19 protein-coding genes and 1 pseudogene are annotated in these 19,075 nt (G+C 65.4%); 16 read left to right on the top strand and 4 right to left on the bottom strand.

Annotated features, from left to right (window positions below; translation table 11 throughout):
• The 12 genes and pseudogenes from CKO28_RS20230 to CKO28_RS20175 all read left to right on the top strand — a co-directional run.
• Positions 1-454 (top strand): hypothetical protein (locus CKO28_RS20230; RefSeq protein WP_207168890.1); only part of this gene is annotated, 454 nt, incomplete at its 5' end.
• Positions 455-815: 361 nt separating this feature from the next.
• The gene (locus tag CKO28_RS20225) at positions 816-1,088 is read left to right on the top strand and encodes a hypothetical protein (protein ID WP_437127643.1); all 273 of its coding nucleotides are present in this window, start codon (positions 816-818) and stop codon (positions 1,086-1,088) included.
• 559 nt (positions 1,089-1,647) lie between these two features.
• Positions 1,648-3,927, top strand: a complete 2,280-nt coding sequence (locus CKO28_RS20220) for an ATP-binding protein (RefSeq protein WP_200342627.1) — start codon at positions 1,648-1,650, stop codon at positions 3,925-3,927.
• Positions 3,928-4,360: 433 nt separating this feature from the next.
• On the top strand, positions 4,361-4,708 hold the full coding sequence (locus CKO28_RS20215) for a hypothetical protein (protein ID WP_200342626.1): 348 nt from the start codon (positions 4,361-4,363) through the stop codon (positions 4,706-4,708).
• A gap of 553 nt (positions 4,709-5,261) precedes the next feature.
• Entirely contained in the window at positions 5,262-6,785 is a 1,524-nt protein-coding gene (locus CKO28_RS20210; RefSeq protein WP_200342625.1) for a hypothetical protein, read from the top strand.
• Between the two features lie 266 nt (positions 6,786-7,051).
• The gene (locus tag CKO28_RS20205) at positions 7,052-7,576 is read left to right on the top strand and encodes a sigma-70 family RNA polymerase sigma factor (protein ID WP_200342624.1); all 525 of its coding nucleotides are present in this window, start codon (positions 7,052-7,054) and stop codon (positions 7,574-7,576) included.
• A complete protein-coding gene (locus CKO28_RS20200; RefSeq protein WP_200342623.1) occupies positions 7,573-8,361 on the top strand; it encodes an anti-sigma factor in 789 nt (262 codons plus the stop codon). Before CKO28_RS20205 ends, CKO28_RS20200 begins: the two co-directional genes overlap by 4 nt.
• Positions 8,362-8,520: 159 nt before the next feature.
• Entirely contained in the window at positions 8,521-9,984 is a 1,464-nt protein-coding gene (locus tag CKO28_RS20195) for a S8 family serine peptidase (protein ID WP_200342622.1), read from the top strand.
• 81 nt (positions 9,985-10,065) lie between these two features.
• On the top strand, positions 10,066-11,163 hold the full coding sequence (locus CKO28_RS20190; RefSeq protein WP_200342621.1) for a hypothetical protein: 1,098 nt from the start codon (positions 10,066-10,068) through the stop codon (positions 11,161-11,163).
• Positions 11,164-11,166: 3 nt separating this feature from the next.
• Entirely contained in the window at positions 11,167-12,180 is a 1,014-nt protein-coding gene (locus CKO28_RS20185; protein ID WP_200342620.1) for an ABC transporter ATP-binding protein, read from the top strand.
• Positions 12,181-12,276: 96 nt separating this feature from the next.
• Positions 12,277-12,441: pseudogene (locus tag CKO28_RS29400) on the top strand (MucR family transcriptional regulator); the annotation flags it as partial.
• 28 nt (positions 12,442-12,469) lie between these two features.
• Positions 12,470-13,687 carry an SLC13 family permease gene (locus tag CKO28_RS20175; RefSeq protein ID WP_338050199.1) on the top strand — a complete coding sequence of 406 codons (1,218 nt, stop codon included), beginning with the start codon at positions 12,470-12,472 and terminating at the stop codon, positions 13,685-13,687.
• 173 nt (positions 13,688-13,860) lie between these two features.
• Here CKO28_RS20175 and CKO28_RS20170 read toward each other — a convergent pair whose 3' ends face one another.
• A complete protein-coding gene (locus tag CKO28_RS20170; protein WP_200342619.1) occupies positions 13,861-14,307 on the bottom strand; it encodes a MerR family transcriptional regulator in 447 nt (148 codons plus the stop codon).
• Positions 14,308-14,389: 82 nt separating this feature from the next.
• Between CKO28_RS20170 and CKO28_RS20165 the strand changes: the two genes are divergently transcribed.
• The 4 genes from CKO28_RS20165 (at position 14,390) to merA (ending at position 16,716) form a co-directional block, all read left to right on the top strand.
• Positions 14,390-14,809 (top strand): mercuric transporter MerT family protein, encoded by a 420-nt coding sequence (locus tag CKO28_RS20165; RefSeq protein WP_200342618.1) that lies wholly within the window; start codon positions 14,390-14,392, stop codon positions 14,807-14,809.
• Between the two features lie 134 nt (positions 14,810-14,943).
• Positions 14,944-15,084: a heavy-metal-associated domain-containing protein gene (locus tag CKO28_RS28570; RefSeq protein ID WP_242480690.1), complete on the top strand. Its 141-nt coding sequence runs from the start codon at positions 14,944-14,946 to the stop codon at positions 15,082-15,084.
• A complete protein-coding gene (gene merF / locus CKO28_RS20155) occupies positions 15,077-15,304 on the top strand; it encodes a mercury resistance system transport protein MerF (protein WP_200342617.1) in 228 nt (75 codons plus the stop codon). The genes CKO28_RS28570 and merF overlap by 8 nt, the downstream gene beginning before the upstream one ends.
• On the top strand, positions 15,301-16,716 hold the full coding sequence (gene merA / locus CKO28_RS20150; protein WP_338050198.1) for a mercury(II) reductase: 1,416 nt from the start codon (positions 15,301-15,303) through the stop codon (positions 16,714-16,716). The genes merF and merA overlap by 4 nt, the downstream gene beginning before the upstream one ends.
• 428 nt (positions 16,717-17,144) lie before the next feature.
• On the opposite strand, the gene CKO28_RS20145 is transcribed toward merA, so the two are convergent.
• The 3 genes from CKO28_RS20145 to CKO28_RS20135 all read right to left on the bottom strand — a co-directional run.
• Positions 17,145-17,678: an OsmC family protein gene (locus CKO28_RS20145; RefSeq protein WP_200342616.1), complete on the bottom strand. Its 534-nt coding sequence runs from the start codon at positions 17,676-17,678 to the stop codon at positions 17,145-17,147.
• Positions 17,679-17,814: 136 nt separating this feature from the next.
• Entirely contained in the window at positions 17,815-18,159 is a 345-nt protein-coding gene (locus CKO28_RS20140) for a cupredoxin domain-containing protein (RefSeq protein WP_200342615.1), read from the bottom strand.
• Positions 18,160-18,226: 67 nt separating this feature from the next.
• On the bottom strand, positions 18,227-19,075 hold an 849-nt coding region (locus CKO28_RS20135), incomplete at its 5' end, for a hypothetical protein (RefSeq protein WP_200342613.1).

Here is a 19,075-nt window from a genome sequence, read left to right as displayed (position 1 = left end):
ACCCGTAAGCTGTAACGAGAAGGCCCGCGCCCCGACCTCTCATGCGACCCGCACAGGGTGGGCGGATTCACCGAACCGGGTGGGCGGTTTCAGCCGAAACACCCGGGCGAATTCGCCGAAATGCGCAACCGAGCGGGCGGAAGACATGCTGGCGCCGCCGATGAACCTGCTGACCACGATTATCCGGAAGAAGACCGGCAACAGCGAACAGGCATTCGTCGATCACGTGGTCGACTTCACCTTCGATCCCGCGCGCGGCAAGGTTAAAGCCATGCGCGAGGCGCTGCAGCGGTTCGGCCTGATGCCGCCGATCCGCACACTGCATCCGGAGATGACGCGCGCCGAGGTGGCGGCGGCGGTCCGCTGGCTGTTCGCGCGGTACGACTACGAACGCGAGTTGCGCGCGCTCAAGCAGCATCAGCGTCACGAGGACGATCACTCACGGAAAAAGTGATTGTCTGGTCCAGCGGACGTCGCATGTCGAGGTCAGGGTGTGCCAACGCGCAGAGTGTACGGCCGCTTCGGGTCGATACTGTTGAAAAAGACCGCTGTGGCCGCGCTTTGCGCAACATATGAAGCTCTGCCACCAAGCAACAGGAGCTATATGTGGAGATCGGCGCCAAGGTCACGCCAACTATCTTTGTTCAATTTCAACATGATGGCGCGCCGATCGGCGCCGGGACCCCGCGCCGATCCACAGCCGGGATGGGCCAACAACCGACATCCCGTCGTTCGGTTGTCTGGTAACGAGGGTCGTCTCCATTGGTGTTGTGTAGAAGCACCGGTTAAGCCGGCTGCCACCGGCTGCCACCGGCGTGCTCTTTGAGCCCCTCTATTCCGCGTTTCTACGCTTCCGCGACGAGGCCGCGCGGGGTCTCGGCTCCGACACCAAGAAGGACCCTGGTCCGTGGGAAGGCGAGCAACGCAACATGTGGAAGCCGACCCAGCAGGAAGCCTTATGGTTCCACGGCGGCAACCTGCACCAGTCGCGGCACTATTCGCAGTTCCTGTCGCTGCAGCTGAAGGCGCGGATGGAGGGTATCCCAACACCCGTTCATGGGCTCCAGGAGGTCCATCATCTGAGTTAGAACGGCGCGCTCGCCTCATGCCGGGGCAGCAGTGCAGAGAGTAGGCCACTGCCCCGGCCTCTTATGCCAAGCGCGAGCGCACCCGATAGGGTCTGCCGCGCCCCCACCGCTAAGCGTCTAATTGCCGGTAACGTGGATCAACAGACCTGTCAGACCTTACGACAGGTTTCGACGTTGAACCCGACCCGCTTCCGGTAGCGGACGGCGACGCGCTCGGGCCATGGTAGGTAGCGAGGCACGGTGGGCGCAGCGACGGCAGGTTCGGAGGGTCCACCCGCCTACCGCGACACGCCGGAAGGCGGCAACCTCGGGCCAAGAGCGGAAGAGCCTGTTCACGCGCACTGGGTGTCGAGCCGGAATAACCTTTCTCAGTCAGATCTTTGGGGCGGCGACCAACACTGGGCACTACTTCCACATCGATCGGCCGGTGAGTGAGCAGCATGCGTCGAGTTTTACGGCTTCTCAACGAGTCTGGACGATAACAAAGCGGCCTGGTTTTCCAGGCAGGCAAAAGCTTTTCTCTCAACGTGCCCTGGCACTCATCTGAGCAAGGATCGCCGTGCTTTCAGACCCCTTCCCGCAAGAACTCGCATTGCTTCAAAATCTTGGCCTAATGGCCGGTGTCGCTTTGGCCTATTCGCTGCTGCGCCACCGCCTGGAGAACAAGAAGCCGCTCTGGTACAGCCTAGTCATGGGGTCTGTGTTCGGGGTCGCTGGCGCCGTCTCAATGGCCGTCTCGATCAACCTCGGGCCTGGTATCATCTTCGACCTGCGCGGTATTCCTGTGCTCCTGGCAGGCCCGTTCGCCGGACCATGGGCGGCGGTTGTTTCGGCTGCGATCGTCGCTGTTGTCCGTATCATGGTCGGTGGTGCGGGCGTCCCGGCAGCGTTGCTCAGCCTTGTCGGCCTGCTGAGCGTTTCGGTCGGCCTTTGGTGGTTGCGCCCCCGCCTGCCGGGTTTTGGGCCGCTGTGGCTTGCGCTGGGCGGCATGGTCGCGATGGTCCCCGTGTTCGCTTCCCTAACCGCGCTTGGCATGGACCAAGCCCTGATGATTGTCCGCAAGATCGGTCTGCCCCTGACCCTGACCTACTCAGCCGGCTGCGGGCTTGTTGGTTTTCTTTTGCTCTTAGAGGACCGGCGCCACCGGGCCGAAAGCGCTCTCGATGAAGCCCGCGTTGCCGCGGAACAGGCTAACACGGCGAAGTCGATGTTTTTGGCCCAGATCAGTCACGAACTGCGCACTCCCATGACCGCGATCACCGGGTCTCTGGAGCTCCTTTCGGTGGCCGACCTGCCGCCCGAACATCGCAGCACGTTGAACCTGAGCCGGCGTTCGGCGAACAATTTGCGCGGTCTCCTCGACGATCTACTCGATCTCTCGAAGATAAACGCGGCGCGTTTGGAACTCGATCCCCAACCATACGATCTCGACGCGTTGATCGGCGACGTCCAATCGCTGTTCACGGCACGCGCGCAGATGAACGGAGTGACGCTTCACCTCATCCGTGATCCAGCGCTGCCCGGCACGCTGGTCCTCGACGGCCAGCGGCTGCGCCAGATCCTGGCGAACTTGGTCGGCAACGCCGTGAAGCTCACCACGCGCGGTTTCGTCGAGATAAGTGCTACGCAGTCGGAGACGCCTGATGGAGAGATGCGTCTGGTTCTTGCTGTTCGCGACACCGGGCCAGGCATCCCGCCGGACCGGCAAGCCGCGATCTTCGACGCCTTCGAGCAGGCCGACACCGCCACGGCCCAACGCTTCGGCGGCACCGGCCTCGGGCTCACCATCAGCCGCAAGCTCGCGCAGGCGATGGGCGGCGATATCACGGTCGAGAGCACGGTGGGCGTCGGATCCCGCTTCACCGTCGATCTCCCCTTGTGCGCCGCGCCGGCCGATGCCGTTCCGACGACCCCGGGGTCCGGTGCCCTTCAGACGCTCGTTTCAGCACGCCCATTGTCGGGGCGGCGCCTTTTGCTTGCGGAAGACGTCGAGGCTAACCGGACCATCCTGGTCGGGATGTTGACGGCCCTCGGTGCCGAGGTCGAGGCGGCCGCCGACGGCGCGGAGGCGCTGGACGCGGTCAAGACCGCGGGTGCTTCACCTTACGACCTGGTGCTGATGGATATGCACATGCCGGTGATGGACGGATGCTCGGCCGTGCGAGCGATACGCCGGCTGCCCGAACCGGCGTCACAGACCCTGATCGTCGCGCTCACGGCGGACGCAATGACGGAGAACCGTGATCAGTACCAGGTTGCGGGGCTCGATGGTTTCCTGAACAAACCTATTGAATGGCGCAAGCTCGTCGATCTCGCCGAAGCGCTGGGCGTCGCCAACTCCAACTGCAAGCAGGTCGGGCCTGTGGGCAAAGACAACGGGTCGATCGCAGGCGCGCCCACGATCGAGGCGCAGGACGAGCAGGCAGCGACCTGCGATGGTGATCCGGCATGGCTCGCGCCCCTGCCGGTCTGGAACTCGGACACACGAGGCGAGCTGATGCGGGCGCTCGGCGAAGACCAGCTGGCCGAACTCGTTCGGGCCTGGCCGGCATTAGGACAGGCGCTTTCCGAGCGCATCGGGGCGGCTGCTCGGGAACCAGACAGCACCGAACAAGCCGCCCAGGACATGAAAGCTGACGTGCACGCGCTCCGCGGTGCGGCCGGCAACTACGGCTTCGAACGGGTCGCCGCGATTGCGGGGCACATCCAACAAGCCGATACGCTGAATGCTTGCAAGCCATTACTCGACATGCTTGCCATCGAAATTGACGCGGTTACGGCAACAATCGAGACGGAAATGGGCCCCACCAACGGACGGGCATTCAACCCTGCCAAGTGACGCCGCGAATATCCGAATCGATGCCAAACCGGATCATGTCCCGACCAGCCGAACAGTGCTTTCGCGGTTGCTTTGGTGAGGTGTACCAGGAAACCATTGGCCAATTCATACGGCCGCTTCGGGTCATGGGGGCCGTCCCGAGCCGGTACGGACGCGGCCGGTGTTCTATGGGAACCTGCCACAAGAAGGCCAGCGAGACGCGTTCTCAGCAGTCGCGGCAGGTTCTGAAGGCCTACCTGCCTACCTTCGCGCACGGTCGAGCGGGCGGTTCAGGCCACGAACGGACACGCTGTTGGCCCGTGTGGTCCAAGCGGCACACACGGCGCAGCCGACGTACCAATTACAGTATTCGTGCCGATAATTCTTTTGGGCAGTTTAACGGTTCGTTATGGGAACGACTTGTAAGCCTAGGTCAGTATAAACAGAGTTCGCCATGCCATCTGAAGAACGATACATCACTTTCAGCGATGTCGAGGTGGCAGCTGCCGCTCAAAGGTTCGTCCGGCAGCGCGGCGAAAAGATGCTCGGTGTGACCGTGCGGCATGTGAAGCCGATCGCGAACGGTGATGCGCTCGACGGTGTCCACGTGGTGGGCAACAACGGCATCGAGCGCGTAACACTCGATCTCGGGCTCGCGGAACTCACCGCCGCGCTCCTGAGTGACTGCTTCTCAAAGAAGATCCCGATCCCGCGGAACGCGGACAAGCAGGTCCAGTTCACCCGCGGTCAGTTCGTGCTGGTGTTGAGCATATCGAACGAGACGGCCCCGGCTACCGCCTGAAGGTATCAGCGCGTCTGCGGTCGAGCAGGTGCACTATCTCGCTCACCCAGCCGTGTGTTATTCAAAGACCATGCTCAAGAGAGTCCAGCCTCCTCAAGTCGGGGATACCTTCGAAGAAGTCCGCGAAGGCCCGTTCGGCCAGGAACGACGCCTTCGGTGGTATGTGCACAATGTTTACACTGGCGTGGACGGCTCAGCTTACGTTCAGCTCTTACGCAAAGAGGACGGGACCCGCAAGACGCTCGGTCAGGCAGTTCTGCTAGATCGGACCCAGTTCCGTGATGTTGACTAATAGCGCGTCGGTATCGGCAAGGACGAGTCATGTGTCGCCGACATCCCAGTACACAATCACAGCTGGTTTAGAGGGGCGACCTGCCGCCCCGCTGCTTGGCAACTTCGTCGGAGCCGGGCCAACTCCAAAAACCCGTGTTATCAATCAAAAATTGCAAAAAATTCGATGTCACGACACCGGCGAACACCATCAGCCGAGGCACTGACAGGGACGCTTGAAAGTCTCGACGGGTGGCCCGTGGCCGCTGCGCGACCGTCTCTCATGCCAGGGCCGGTCTACGTTGCGAAACGCGTTCACGGCACGCTTCGAGAGGCGCGCTGGCGATCTGACGGCGACGTTCTGGCTGCGCTTTCCGCCTGTCTCGGTGCCGACGACGCGCCACGGGCATGCACCCTGGAGATTTGTGTCTGCCTGGCTCCTGGCGTGGTGTCCGGCTCTGCGCGCCTGCGCACCGAACGGGATGCGCGGGGGCGCGATACGCTATGCCTCGACCGGGCCTCGGATCGGCGCTGGATCGCACCGACCCGAACGATCGCGACCAACCGGTCGATCGCACGCGAGGTCGAGCGCTACGCGGATTCCGAGAAGAACCGACAGGTCACAGCTGCCCATCTCGCAACGCGATCGTTCCTGGCGACACGCGCCGGGACCGGCTGGCACGTTACCGCCTTGTACCGCGGGAACACCGTCGCGCCCGAGCGGGCGGTGACGACCGATCTCGTTACGAGCCTCCGCGACGGGCTGCGTACTTGGCTTCTGACCAACCAGACACATGACGGCGACTTGCCATACAAATACTGGCCGAGCCGGGGCGAGCGGGCACGGAGCAACAACGTCTTACGGCAACTTCTCGCGACCGTGGCACTGTTCCGCCAGGGGCTCTGGGCCGGCGATCAAGAAGCCACAGACGCCGGTCAACGTCACCTGAACGCGGTTCTGAACGCGACCTATCGACCTGTCGGACGCGGGCACGCGATCGTCCAGGACGGCAAGGCCAAGCTGGGCGCATCCGCAATCGCCGGCCTGGCGCTGCTGGACGCGCCTGGGGTTGGGCGGGATGGCGACGCGCTGGCCGGCGTGCGCGACGCCGTTCTCACCTGCTTTCGTCATGACGGTCGATTCAGGACGTTCCTCTTGCCCGACGCCCGGACCGATCAGCAGAACTTCTACCCCGGCGAAGCTCTTCTGTTCCTCGTCCGTTACGCCGGCGCGACAGGGGATGGGCGGCTCGTCGAGCGGTGCCTGACAAGCCTGCGTTGGTACGCCCACTGGCATCGCCGGGCGCGTAACCCCGCGTTCGTGCCATGGCATACGATGGCGGCAGCAGCCCTGCACGATTTGACCGCCGTGCGCTGGCTTGCCGACTGGGTGTTCGAGATGTCGGACTGGCTGTTGGCGATGCAGCAATCCGATCACGATCTGCCGGCCGACGTTCGCGGGCGTTTCTACCGGCCGGATCGGCCCGACTTCGGACCGCCGCACGCGGCATCGACGGCCGTTTATCTGGAGGGCCTGGCAGAGGCGTGGCGACTGGCCGCTCGGTGTGGCGAAGCGGATCGGCGAGCACGTTACTCGCACGCACTGCGCTTGGGCTTGCGCGCCCTGCGTCAGCTGCAGTTCGTGGACGAGACGGACATGTACTACGTCAGCCATCGTGGACGGGTGGCGGGCGCGTTGCGGACCGAGGTCTACGACAACACGATCCGGATCGACAGCGTGGCGCACGGTCTTCTTGCTGTCCTCTCGATCCAGCGGCACGGCATACTGGAAACCTGCCGCCGTTGAGCAAACTTCTCGCGCCCGAACTATCGACGGATATGACAGATCGGGATGGATTGGGATCCTTGATCCGAAAACAGGAGCGTAGATGCCAGGGCCTGTCCCGCGCGGCCATGCCAATGTCGAGCACTGGCGCGCCCGTCCACCCTACACGCCGGTCTCGCAGGGCTCGCCGCAATACAAAAAAAACACCTGTAGTCACGGAATAGACCCATCGCCATGCCCGTTATCTGTCTAACCAATGGCCGCGAACGTGCCCGGTACGGCTATCCGTGAGTGACGTCCGTCAGCAGATCGTCGACCTGATCCCACGGCTGCGCCGTTTCGCATGCACGCTTACCGGGTCCCGGGACGCGGCCGACGACATCGTCCAGACCGCTTTGGAGCGTGCGTTGACGCGGCTCGATCAATGGCAACCCGACACGCACCTTGATCGGTGGCTGATGCGGATCGTGCACAACGTTTGGATCGACGAAATACGCCGCAACCGGCGATTCGTCAGCGTGCCCGAGGTGAGCGACCGGCACTTGGGGGCGGACCCGGGCGACCGACTCGCCGAGGCTCGGGTGGCCTTGAGCCAGACCCGGGTGGCAATCGCGCGTCTCCCGGCCCTGCAGCGCGACGTGCTCGCCCTCGTCTGCGTCGACGGGCGGTCCTACAAGGAGGCAGCCGAAATCCTGGACGTCCCGGTGGGCACGGTGATGAGCCGGCTGGCGCGCGCGCGGAAGCAGTTGGCGGATATGCTGGAGAGCCCGAACCATAGGAACGCCGGTATGACCGTCGGAAAGCTGCGATGACAGCGATCAGCGACGAGGACCTGACGGCTTACGCCGACAACGAATTGCCGGAGTCCCGGCATCGTGAAGTGGCCGAGGCTTTGCAGCACGATCATGCGTTGCGGCAGCGCTACCAGCGGATCGCGCAGGCCGGGACTCTCGCGCGCCAGGCTTACGCGGAGCTTGCCGACGAGCCGGCACCGGCGCACTTGCGGCGGATCGCGGAGACCGCTGCCACCGCAGAGCCCGGCACAGAGCCGGGGTTACGTCACGCGTATCGGCGATCGGTCGGGGCGCGTATCGTCGCCGCCAACTGGGTCCGCTGGCTGTGGCGGCCGGTACCGGCTTTGGGCGCTGGGGTGGTTGCGGGCGCGCTCGCGGGCGCCCTCGCTGTTGTCCTGTTCACGCCTGAGGACAGCGGCCGAACGCCAGGCCTTGATCTGACGGGTCAGATCCCGCGCGATTCGCCCATCCACGAAGCGCTCCAAACTGTTGCCAGTGGAGAAGTATCCCAAGCAGGCGAGACCCGGGTGGCGCCGGTCGCGACCTTTCGGCCGGGTGGCGCCACCGTCTGCCGGGAGTATCAGGCCCGGCTTCCCGATCGAGAAGACACGCTGGCCGGTGTTGCCTGCCGACGGGAAGACGGGCGCTGGTCCAACGAGGCCGTGCTGTGGCTGTCGAAGGACGGTACTTACCGGACGGCCGAAGGCGCCAGCGCGCTCAGACGCCTGCGCGATTCCTGGCGCACCGCCGAGCCGCTTTCACCCGCGGCGGAAAAACGCGTGTTGAGCAATAGCGAGACATGAAGACGGTCGTGCTGAACCGGCGGCATCTCTTGGGGAGTTCCAGACGTGAAGTATTGTCTATTCCCACGCTTCGACGAGGCGCCAAAGACCGATCCCGATACCGGAGCGCGGGAGAAACCCCACCGTTTACGGGCCGGCCTTCTTTCCCGAGTCAGCGCGATGGCTTTGCTGTTGGCGATCGCCCCGATCGCCTTACCCGACGCACCAACACCTCTCGGGATCTCGCCGGCCTTGGCCGACGGCGGAGACGGGGATGGCGACGGAGACGGTGACGGTGACGGAGACGGCGATGGCGACGGCGATGGAGATGGCGACGGGGACGGCGACGGCGACGGCGACGGCGATGGAGATGGCGACGGGGACGGCGACGGCGACGGAGATGGGGACAGCGACGGAAATGGAGATGGAGACGGCGACGGCGATGGTGATGACGACGGCGACGGTGACGATGATGACGATGACGACGGGGATGGGGACGGCGGCGATGGGTTAGAGGGCCAGGATGACGACGACGATCGTCAGGATACAGCCGGCGTCGGGACCACGCAGGACGGCGGCGCCCACGTCGCGCGCGAAGTGCTTTCGAGCGATCTGCCCGCATTTACACGGAATAACCTGAACTTCCTCAACGCGACCGAGATCGAGACCGTGCGTCTCGACGCACTCGGCTTCTCGATCACCCGGCTCCGCGCGACGTCGAACGTGCGTGCCGCCGTGCTCCAGGACAGGCTACGTCGCTTCGGCCCGGGTACTTTCACGCTGAACCACATTTACCGCCCAGCGCAGCAACGCGCTGAGGCCACCAACGCCCTGGAAGCGCTGGGGTGGACGGATCGCCCGGCGTCGTGCGGGCAAGGACTGAGGCTCGGCATCGTCGATACGCATGTCGCTCTGCCACGACTGAGTACCGCCACGGCGCCGCGAATGAACCGCCGGTTCGCCTCGGGCGCGCGGAGCGATCCCATGCACGGTACGACTGTGGCGGCTTTTCTCGTGGGCGCGCCCGACCACGGCGTTGCCGGCGCTCTGCCAGGAGCGGGCCTGTTCGCGGCTGACGTGTTCTACGCCGACGGTGACGGGGCGGCAGCGGAGACATTGGCGCTTGTCCGCGCGCTTGACTGGCTGGCCGGCCAGGACGTGCACGCCGTGAATCTGAGCCTGACCGGCCCCGCGAACGCACTTCTCCAGCGAGCCGTCTCGGCGCTGGAAATCCGGAACATCGCGATAACCGCGGCCGCCGGCAATAGCGGCCCCTTGGCGGCTGCGACGTATCCCGCGGCCTATCCGGAAGTCATCGGCGTGACCGCCGTAGGTAGCGACATGCGTCGCTACGAACAAGCGAACAGAGGCGAGCACGTTTTTATCGCGGGACCCGGCGTCGCGCTGAAAGGCTTGGATGGCCAGGTGGTCACGGGGACCTCGTTCGCGGTCCCTTTCGTCACAGCCGCGATCGCCGATGCCCTCAACGCTGAGCGATCCCTGAGCGCCGTCAAGCGCAAGCTGAGCGAGCAGGCGCGTGACCTCGGACCATCCGGACCGGACGATGCGTTCGGTCACGGTCTCCTACGCTACGCTCTGAGGTGCGGGCCCGCGGCAACCTTCAGCGAACTTTCTCGGGAATAAACGCACGGCCAGGCTCGTTGGCGAAATGCGAACGGTCATCCAAGACCGTTGTTTCACGAACCTGCCCGAAAGGCTGTCCCGATGATCCGCATCCGACAAGACCTACCCGAACGCTTCAAACGGGCGTTTACGACGCGACGTGTCGACTTTAGCCGCGGCACCCGGCTGCTCGATGGGTCAGCCATAAAACCCGAGGCCGGCGACGTGGTGCTTGCTGAAGTTGTCACGCTCGGTCAGCACACTGGATTACAGACCCCGGACGGACGACGCGCGAGCCTTTTCACCGGCGATCTGGTGGCTGTGGCGTACGGCAACCGCTATGCGACCGACCAGTTCGAAGCACAGGTCCCAGAGGATCTTCTTGCCTGCGATCTCGTCGCCGCCGGCGGGATCGCGGGTCGGGAGGTCGGCCGCCATACCAGAATGTCGGAGCCGACCAAGCTCCATCCGATCGGCCTGTTGGCCGACCGGATGGGCAAGCGGATCAACTTGGCCGACTTCCGGCTGCCGGAGTCGCTGCCGGTGGGTGGGACGCCGACGATTGCAGTCCTCGGTACACAGATGAACAGCGGCAAAACCACGGCCGCGCGGAATACGATTCGCGGACTGGTGGCGGCTGGCTATCGGGTGGGCGCGGCCAAAATCACGGGGACTGGTGCTTCCGCCGATGTCAGCAGTTTCCGGGATGCGGGCGCCTGCCCGGTGCTGGACTTCACCGATGCTGGCTTTGCGAGCACGTACAAAGCGCCGTTGGCGGACGTGAAGACCGGCGCCCGGCTCTTACTCGGGCACTTGGAGGCAAGCGGTCCCGACGTCATCGTCCTGGAAGTCGCTGACGGTCTCTATCAGAGCGAGACGGCGGGGCTGGTGGGCGACGCGGAGTTCCGTTCGCTGATCGATGTCGTCTTGTTCGCGGCGTGCGACGGCCTCAGCGCGGTCCAGGGTGTCGACGTGCTGAACCGACAGGGTCTGTTCCCGTCCGCGGTGACCGGCCTGTTCACGGCCTCCGCGCTTGCGATGCGCGAGGTCGAAGCGAACTGCGCCGCCCACGTCGTGGAAACGGCGCATCTCCTGCAGAGCGAATGCGCCGTCGGCCTGCTGCAAGGTTCTGGCGCAACGCAAATCTCCGCTGACGGGGCCCTGCGCCTCCAAGGGATTACACAGCAGATGGGAGCCTGACCGATGGTCATGCCCCCCATCCTCGTCGACGGACGCCGTCGCACCTTCGCCCGTCTCGTCCTCTGGGGCTTAATCCAGGGCGCCGGCGCCGTCGCAACGGTCATCCTGATCAAAGCGGTTTTCGACGCGTTGGCGATCGGCAAGCCCGCGACCATCGTCGAGTTCCTGGCCGGGCTGGCGGTGATCGCCGTTGTGACGTTCTGCGTCTCCCTGCTCTGGCGTGCTGACGCCGAACGGCTGGGTCATAGCTACGTGGCGAGCTGTCGGTTGCGGATGTACGATCTGTTGCGGCAGCGCGCGGAGAGCATGCCACCACGACGGCGCGGTCTTATGATGGCGCGGTTCGTGAGCGATCTTTCGGCGGCCCGCCTATGGGTCAGCCGCGGTCTGGCCCGCTTGGTCACGGGGTCGATCGCGACGCTTGGCGCGCTCGTTGGCGCGATCGTGATCGAGCCCCGTCTCGCCCTCGTTGCGGCGGTGCCGTTCCTGCTTGCCGGGGTCCTCGTCCTAGCGATCCGCGGGCATCTGCTCGTTCGGATCGCCGAGATGCGGCGACGGCGTGGACGTGTCTCGGCACACGTCGGCGAAATGCTGGAGAGCTTGAACCGTCTGCCGGATAGCGATGCTCTGCGTGAACGACGGCGCCTGCGTAAGCGCTCTCGTGCGTTGCGCGACGCCGCGATACAGCGGGGATGGCGGTCCGAAATTCTTCGTGCCGGCCCGCAGTTGGCTTCCGGGATCACGATTGCCCTGGTGCTGGGCATTGCAAGCACAGGTCGCTTTGCAACGAGCACGGGCGATGTCGTTGCGCTGATGTCCGTGATCGGTTTTCTAACACAAAGCTGTAGTGAACTCGCCCAATCGCTAGACTACAGGTTGAACTACATCATCGCACGCCAAAAGCTGGAAAACAGCCTCGGTTTGTCAGAATCACCGGATCAAGCGCTCGTACCATTGGATCCTCCAGCTCAAGGAACGAGCATACGACCACAGACTGCCGAACCCGTAACAGGTTGAGCATCGCTTACCTGGACTGACACGGTAACGGCTTATGGCCGTGACGCTGGCGGCCCAACATGTCAGCGTCCGCGGCCCAGCGGGACGCGGCGCGCCCCGCCGGTCAAGCCGTGCAACAGCTGGCGCAAAACGAGGTCTTGCTCTGACTGTGGAAAGACTTGCAAGACACTGAAGCGCCTTCTTCGCACCGAGCACGGCTTGAAAAAGACCGATTACGAGGACCGTTGGGCCCTACCGAAGAACCTTACACTCGCCCGTCCCCGGTCTCGACAGCTGAGAGCCCCCGCGCGTGCCCGTCATCGTCACCGCCATCTTCGCCGTGACCTACCTCGGCATGGCGCTCGGCCGGTTGCCGGGCCTGCGGATCGACCGCACCGGCATCGCGGTCGTGGGCGCGGTCGCCGTGGTCGGGGCGGGGGCCCTATCGCAACGTCAGGCTCTGGAGGCGATCGACGGCGACACCCTGATTGTACTGTTCGCGATGATGGTGGTCTCCGCGCAGTTCGGCGCCGCGGGTGCCTACGAAGCTCTCGCGCGCCGGATCGTTGCCGTGGGCCAGCGTCCGACGCTGCTGCTGGCGGGCGTGGTGATCGCCGCCGGCGGTCTGTCCACCGTGCTTGCCAACGACGTCGTGGTGTTTGCGATGACGCCGTTGCTGTGTTCCGGTCTGCTCGGACAAGGCCGGGATCCCCGGCCGTTTCTGATCGCGCTGGCAACGGCGAGCAACGCGGGCTCGGCGGCGATGCCGATCGGCAACCCGCAGAACATCCTGATCGCGCGCAGCGGCGACCTGGACTTCCTGGCGTTCGTCGAGGCGTGCGCGCCGCCGGCGCTGATCGCGCTTCTGATCGTGTTCACCACCGTGCGGCTGGTCTGGCACGCGCACTTCACGGTGCCGGCCGTCGACCGGCCGGACGTCGCCAGGGGCGATCAGGTGCCGCTGGATCGCTGGCAGACCGGCAAGGGGACGGTGGCCGTGGTGGCCGTCGTCGCGGTCTTCCTGTCGCCGGTCGAGCCGGCGCTCGGGACACTGTGCGTCGCCGCCGTGCTGCTGTTGAGCCGGCGGCTGGCGAGCCGCGACATGCTTGCGGCCGTCGACTGGCATCTGCTGCTGCTGTTCGCCGGGCTGTTCGTGGTTACGGCGGCGATGACCGCGACCGGGTTGAGCGCGGCCGCCCTGGGGGCGCTGGAGGGGCTGGTCGGCGATTTGACCGCGCTGCCGGTTCTCGCCCCGGCGCTGCTGTTACTGTCCAACCTGGTCGGCAACGTGCCGGCGGTGATCCTGCTGCTGGAACTGTTGCCGGGACTGGGTCCGGAGACGCTGCACGCGCTCGCGGTGCTGTCGACCTTCGCCGGCAACTTCCTGCTGCTCGGCAGCCTCGCCAACCTGATCGTCGCCGAGCGCGCCGCCCAGTACGGCGTGCGCGTCGGCTTCGCCAGCTTTGCCTACGCCGGCGTGCCGATCGCGCTATCCAGCATGGCTGTCGCCATGCTCTGGTTCGGCTGAGCGGGCAGAAGGGTCGCGCGGCGGCAAACACAGATCCGCTGGTAGGAACTTCGGCCGCTTCGGGTCATCCCTGGCCCATCGGCGCCGGCTGAGCCGCGTCCGCTGCCGAAGGTACACCCGTCCAACAGATAAGATTTCCTGCCGGCAGCCTCAGACCACAAGCCCCGTCTGCCTTAATCGACTGTAGGCGATGGGATCCCAGGCCGCTGCACGTCCTGGAAAAGTTCTTCGACGATCGGGCAATCGGGTGTCTCGCCGCGCTCGCACCTTGCCGTCATTTCGAGCAGGACGGCTTCGATACGCTGAAGGTCGGCGATCTTGCGACGAACCTCGCCGATCCGGCCCTGCGCCATCGCGTGGATATCGGCGCACGCGTAGTCCCCACCGTCGACGAGACCCAGCAGTTCGCGAACGTCGTCGAGCGGAAAGCCGAGTTCGCGCATCCGCCGAATGAAGCTCAAGCGCTTGACCGCGGCCACATCGTAGGCGCGATGCCCGCCCTCCGTCCGGACAGGCGGCGCCAAGAGGCCAGCGCGCTCGTAATAGCGGATCGTCTCGACCTGGCACCCGGTAGTACGGGCCACCTCTCCGATGCTCAGGCGCCGTTCGTCTTCGGACATCCCTAACCTCCCAAAAAAAACCCCTTGAACCTGTAGTCGCTACAGCTCCCATGTTGCCGACTAACGGGTCAGGAGCAAGATCATGAGCACGACGCACCAGCATCCAAGAGTGCGTCGCGAGACCGGCAACGACCGTGGGTCGATGCTCGCGGTGGTCGCTGCGGTGTCCGGTGCCTTCGGGGCTGCGGCCTGCTGCATCCTGCCGCTGGCCCGCTTCACCCTTGGCGTCACCGGCGCCTGGATCGGCGCGCTGACGGCGCTGGCGCCCTACCAACCATTGTTCTTGGCCGTCGGCGTCGGCGACTGGCGTACGGCTTCCACCGCGTCTACCGACGCCACAAGGTCATCTGCGGCGCTGACGGCTGTGCGCGACCTTTCCCGCGGCGCGTGGTCAAGGCCGCGCTATGGGCGGCGACCGCGCTGGTCGTCGCGGCCGCAGTCTATCCCGACATCGCCCCGATCCTGCTCGGCACCTGAGGAGGACCTTCGATGCGCTATCTGATCTCTCGCCTAGTCACCGCCGCCGGCCTCGACGCCGAGGCGGCGGAGCGGAGCATGACGCTTGAGGTCGACGGCATGACCTGCGCCAGCTGCCCGTAAATGGTCCGCCAGGCCCTGCTCGACGGCGACGGCGTCATGACCGTTGACCTTTCCTACGATCGTGAGCGCGCCCGGGTCGCCTACGACGACGAGATCACGGACGTCGACGATCTGACACGGGCGACTGGCGGCATCGGCTTCCCGTCCCAGCCCGCCGAGGTGCCAACCAATGGATGACCGCAAGCTGCTCTTTGCCGGCGGAGCCGGCTCAGTGATCGCGGCCGTGTGCTGCTTCACACCGCTGCTTCTGATCGTACTGCCGGCGATCGGCCTCGCGACCTGGCTGGCATGGCTGGACTACGTCCTACTGCCGCTGCTCGCGTTCTCGCTGGCGGTTACCGCCATAGCCGCCCTGCGGCTTTACCGCAAGCGCAAGACCGGACGCGCCGCGCCATGAGCCGATCATCCTGTTGCGAGCAAGCCGGAGGCGCCTTCGATCTCGTTGTTGTCGGTGCCGGCTCGGCCGGCTTCTCGGCGGCGATCACGGCGGCCGAACGCGGTGCCCGGGTGGCGTTGATCGGCCACGGCACGGCCGGGGGCACCTGCGTCAACGTCGGCTGCGTGCCCTCCAAGCGGTTGATCCGCGCCGTCGAGGCGCTGCACGGGGCGCGTACCGCAGCTCGCTTCGCGGGCGTCGACGCCGGCGGCACGCTGACCGACTGGCGCGCCCTGGTGGCGCAGAAGGACGCCCTGGTCGGCGATCTGCGCCAGACCAAGTACCTCGACGTCCTGGCGCGCTATCCGGAGGTCTCCTACATCGAAGGTGCTGCGCGGCTTTTGCCGGACGGCGTCTTGGTCGACGGCACGGACGTGCGCGCTGACAAGATCGTCCTGACCACTGGGGCCCGACCGGCCCTTCCGGACATCCCGGGCATCGATGACGTGCCGGTGCTGACCAGCACGAGCGCCCTAGAACTGTCGGAGCTGCCCGCCTCGATGATTGTCGTGGGGGCCGGCTACATCGGCTGCGAGCTGGCTCAGCTCTTCCAGCGCGCCGGCGTCCAGGTCACGCTGACGGCCCGGCGCCGCGTTCTGCCCGAGGCCGAGCCCGAGATCTCGGAGGCGCTGGCCGGCTATCTGCGGGCGGAGGGCATCGACGTCCGGGCCGGTGTAACTTATCGGTCGATCGCCCGGACCGCCGATGGAATCGAACTTGCGCTGGGCGATGGCCGTACCGAGGCGGAGGCCGTCCTGGTCGCGGCAGGCCGACGACCCAACACGGAAAACCTCGGACTGGATGAACTGGGCGTGAGCCAGGACGCCCGCGGCGCCGTCCCGGTCGACGACCATATGCGCACGAACCGACCGGGCGTGTACGCCGCAGGCGACGTCACCGGCCGCGACGAGTTCGTCTACATGGCAGCGCACGGTGCCAAGATCGCTGCGCTAAACGCCCTGGACGGCGACCAGCGACGATACGACCGGCTCGCCATGCCATCGGTCGTGTTCACGGACCCGCAGGTTGCGAGCGCGGGGTTGACCGACGCCGACGCTCGGGCGACCGGGCTGGAGGTAAGATCCTCCGTTCTGCCGTTAGAACATCTGCCGAGGGCGCTCGCGGCCAACGATACGCGCGGTCTGATCAAGCTCGTGGCCGAGGTGGGTACCGATCGCCTGCTGGGCGCGCACATCCTGGCCCCGGAAGGCTGCGACAGCATCCAGACGGCTGCCCTTGCGATCCGGCAGGGGCTCACCGTCGCCGAACTCGGCGAGATGGTCTTCCCGTACCTGACGACGGTGGAAGGCTTGAAGCTGGCGGCGCAGACCTTCGATCGAGATGTTGCCGCGCTCAGCTGCTGCGCGGGATAACGGCCCCGACGTTGGAATCGCTGTGGAAGTACAGGATGTCCTCGATACATATCCGTAGGTCCCTCTTTCGCCATGCCAAGCCGCATCGCCAGCATCTTCTCGTCAGCTAACGGCTCCGCGTACGTCTCTTCCACCCAGAGATACGCCGAGCAGCTTTCGGATGATCCTAGGGTTTAATGCTGTAGCCGTACCAGAGCAGGCTCACGTTGCTGGGCCCTGCGAGTCGGTGCCAAGGCGGCGCACTCGAACGTGAATGGACCCCGGGGCCCGTCGGTTGCCCGAGGCATGGCACGCGTGACACCAACATAGCGGCTATGGCCGCCGACGAGGGCGAAGGGATGTGCGAACCACGTAAGGCTGATCCGACCAGCGAACGCCCGGCAGCCGAGGTCTCGGCTCCGGGCGCTCTGGTGTTCATAGTCCCCGGTTCAGGCAGCCGCGCCGTGCCCGCGCGTCTGAACTTCGCCGCTGATCGCCGTCGCGTTCAGTATGTTATCGAACATCGGCGACGAAGACTCCGCCGCCTTACGGATCTCCTCAAGCGTCTCTGCATCCGCGTCGGTGTCCACCTCAACCGTGTAGCTGATCTCCGTGAAGCCCGGGCGGACATCGCCGTCGATCCCGAGATATCCGCGCAGATCGAACGGCGCGTGCACCCGGATCTTGAGGTCGCGATAGTCCAGACCGCGGAAGTTGGCCTGGTTCACCCACCCGATTGTCAGGCAGGTGCCGAGAGAAGCCAGCAACAACTCCATTGGGTCGATGTGCTGATCCTTGCCACCCAGTGGGGCCGGCTCGTCCGTCTGGATGGTGAACGAACGGGCCTTCGTCACCGCCTGTGCACCGTCTTGCCACTGCGTCACCGTCTCGAAGCTGCCCTGGCCGTCGGCCGGGTTCTCCGCAACATGGTCACGGGTCGCGTTGAACGTGTCGATGTCGAGCGACTTGCACGTACCTTCCATTATTCCCTCACTTTCCAACGTGTGATTCGTGGGATGTACGTGGCGATACCGTGGTTTTGTGCAAGCCGTGTTCACGGACGTGTGACGCGGGCTTCGTCACCTAACAAGAGCGACGGTTTGTTCTCCGACGTAAAGGCTACTTCGTCACCACCAGCGTCCCCGTCATGCCGGCGGGCGCGTGACCGGGCACACTGCAGCGGATTTCGTAGCGGCCGGGTTCTTCGGGCGCCACTGTGATCTTCGCCGTGTTGCCGGCCTGGATCGTCCCACTGGCGGCCTCCAGGGCCGGGATCGTCAGGTTGTGGCTGAGCCGGCCGGTGTTCTCGAAGGTGATCGTCGTCGTCTCGCCGGCCGGGACCTCGATCTTCGACGGCTGGAAGGAAAACTCCTTGCCCGTGACCGTCGGCGGGTCCGCGGCGGCCGACCCCGCAGTGGCGATCACCAGCGCGGTCGCTGCAAGATGGCGGAACCGGAAAAACATGGCATGTACCTCACAAATGGGCGGTTGCTGCGTGAGCGAGGGCGAGCCAGTTTGTCCATCGGCCGGTTCAACTGGTCTGCCGGACCACCGTGTCCTGCTCGAACATGATGTGCATGAACGGCTGGTTCTTGCCGTTGGGCAGCTCGAAAGCCGTGGGGACCGGGCTGAACACGGGCCCTTTCTTGGTGCCCTTAACGGGCAGGACGATCAGGTGGGTGTGGTGCGGCTGGCCCTTGACGTGCCACTCCGAGGGCTGGAGCGGCATGTCTTCCTGCAGCGCCAGATCGTAGTCCTTGTCGCGCACCACCTCGCTGGTCATCAGGTGCATCACCTGGCCCTTGGATTGCAGCTCGCCGTTGACGTAGACCTCGCCCACGCCCCACAGCGCGCCGATCGTCCAGACCTGCGGCATCAGCGGCGTGCCAGTTCCCGTCGCGCCGTGGTGGACCGCATCCAGCATCACACCGCCATCCGTCGCGTAGCCCGGGAACGGCGGTTTCACGACGTGGTCCAACACGACGCGGTAGTCATTGCCCTGGGGGTCCGTGAACTCGGCCGTCAGCTCCGCGCTGTCCGGCGTCTGGCCCGGCTTGCCGGGCGGATCCTCGTTCACCTCGTCGTAGAACGCCGCGCGGAAGTTGCCCTGGATGATCCTGCCCTTGTCGGGAAACGGCGTCGGGTGCTTGAGGATCTGACCGCCGCCGGGTGCCTGCGAACGTGCCTTCTCCGGCACGCCGACCAGGATCGGCAGGTCCTGCAGCAGCTGCGGGACCGTCGGCGGCATCTTGCCGGCCTCGACCATGCGCCGGGCCTTGTTCAGCTTCGGCGCCAGGGTCATCTTCGGATCTTCGGCGGTGCCGAACACCGCGGGGCTCAGCTTACGCGGTCCGGGCGGCACCCAGTAGACGACCTTGCC

Source organism: Rhodovibrio sodomensis (genome assembly GCF_016583645.1).
GTDB classification, from domain to species: domain Bacteria; phylum Pseudomonadota; class Alphaproteobacteria; order Kiloniellales; family Rhodovibrionaceae; genus Rhodovibrio; species Rhodovibrio sodomensis.
Note: the sequence above shows the minus strand (reverse complement) of the source record. Positions and strands in the feature narration are given on the sequence as shown.

Bases quoted from the DNA above. Each gene is read 5' to 3' on its own strand.
- CKO28_RS20215 (WP_200342626.1), top strand. From the start codon at position 4,361: ATGCCATCTGAAGAACGATACATCACTTTCAGCGATGTCGAGGTGGCA.
- CKO28_RS20210 (WP_200342625.1), top strand. From the start codon at position 5,262: ATGCCAGGGCCGGTCTACGTTGCGAAACGCGTTCACGGCACGCTTCGA.
- CKO28_RS20200 (WP_200342623.1), top strand. From the start codon at position 7,573: ATGACAGCGATCAGCGACGAGGACCTGACGGCTTACGCCGACAACGAA.
- CKO28_RS20195 (WP_200342622.1), top strand. From the start codon at position 8,521: ATGGCTTTGCTGTTGGCGATCGCCCCGATCGCCTTACCCGACGCACCA.
- CKO28_RS20190 (WP_200342621.1), top strand. From the start codon at position 10,066: ATGATCCGCATCCGACAAGACCTACCCGAACGCTTCAAACGGGCGTTT.
- CKO28_RS20185 (WP_200342620.1), top strand. From the start codon at position 11,167: ATGGTCATGCCCCCCATCCTCGTCGACGGACGCCGTCGCACCTTCGCC.
- CKO28_RS20170 (WP_200342619.1), bottom strand. From the start codon at position 14,307: ATGTCCGAAGACGAACGGCGCCTGAGCATCGGAGAGGTGGCCCGTACT.
- CKO28_RS20165 (WP_200342618.1), top strand. From the start codon at position 14,390: ATGAGCACGACGCACCAGCATCCAAGAGTGCGTCGCGAGACCGGCAAC.
- CKO28_RS28570 (WP_242480690.1), top strand. From the start codon at position 14,944: ATGACCGTTGACCTTTCCTACGATCGTGAGCGCGCCCGGGTCGCCTAC.
- merF (WP_200342617.1), top strand. From the start codon at position 15,077: ATGGATGACCGCAAGCTGCTCTTTGCCGGCGGAGCCGGCTCAGTGATC.
- merA (WP_338050198.1), top strand. From the start codon at position 15,301: ATGAGCCGATCATCCTGTTGCGAGCAAGCCGGAGGCGCCTTCGATCTC.
- CKO28_RS20145 (WP_200342616.1), bottom strand. From the start codon at position 17,678: ATGGAAGGTACGTGCAAGTCGCTCGACATCGACACGTTCAACGCGACC.
- CKO28_RS20140 (WP_200342615.1), bottom strand. From the start codon at position 18,159: ATGTTTTTCCGGTTCCGCCATCTTGCAGCGACCGCGCTGGTGATCGCC.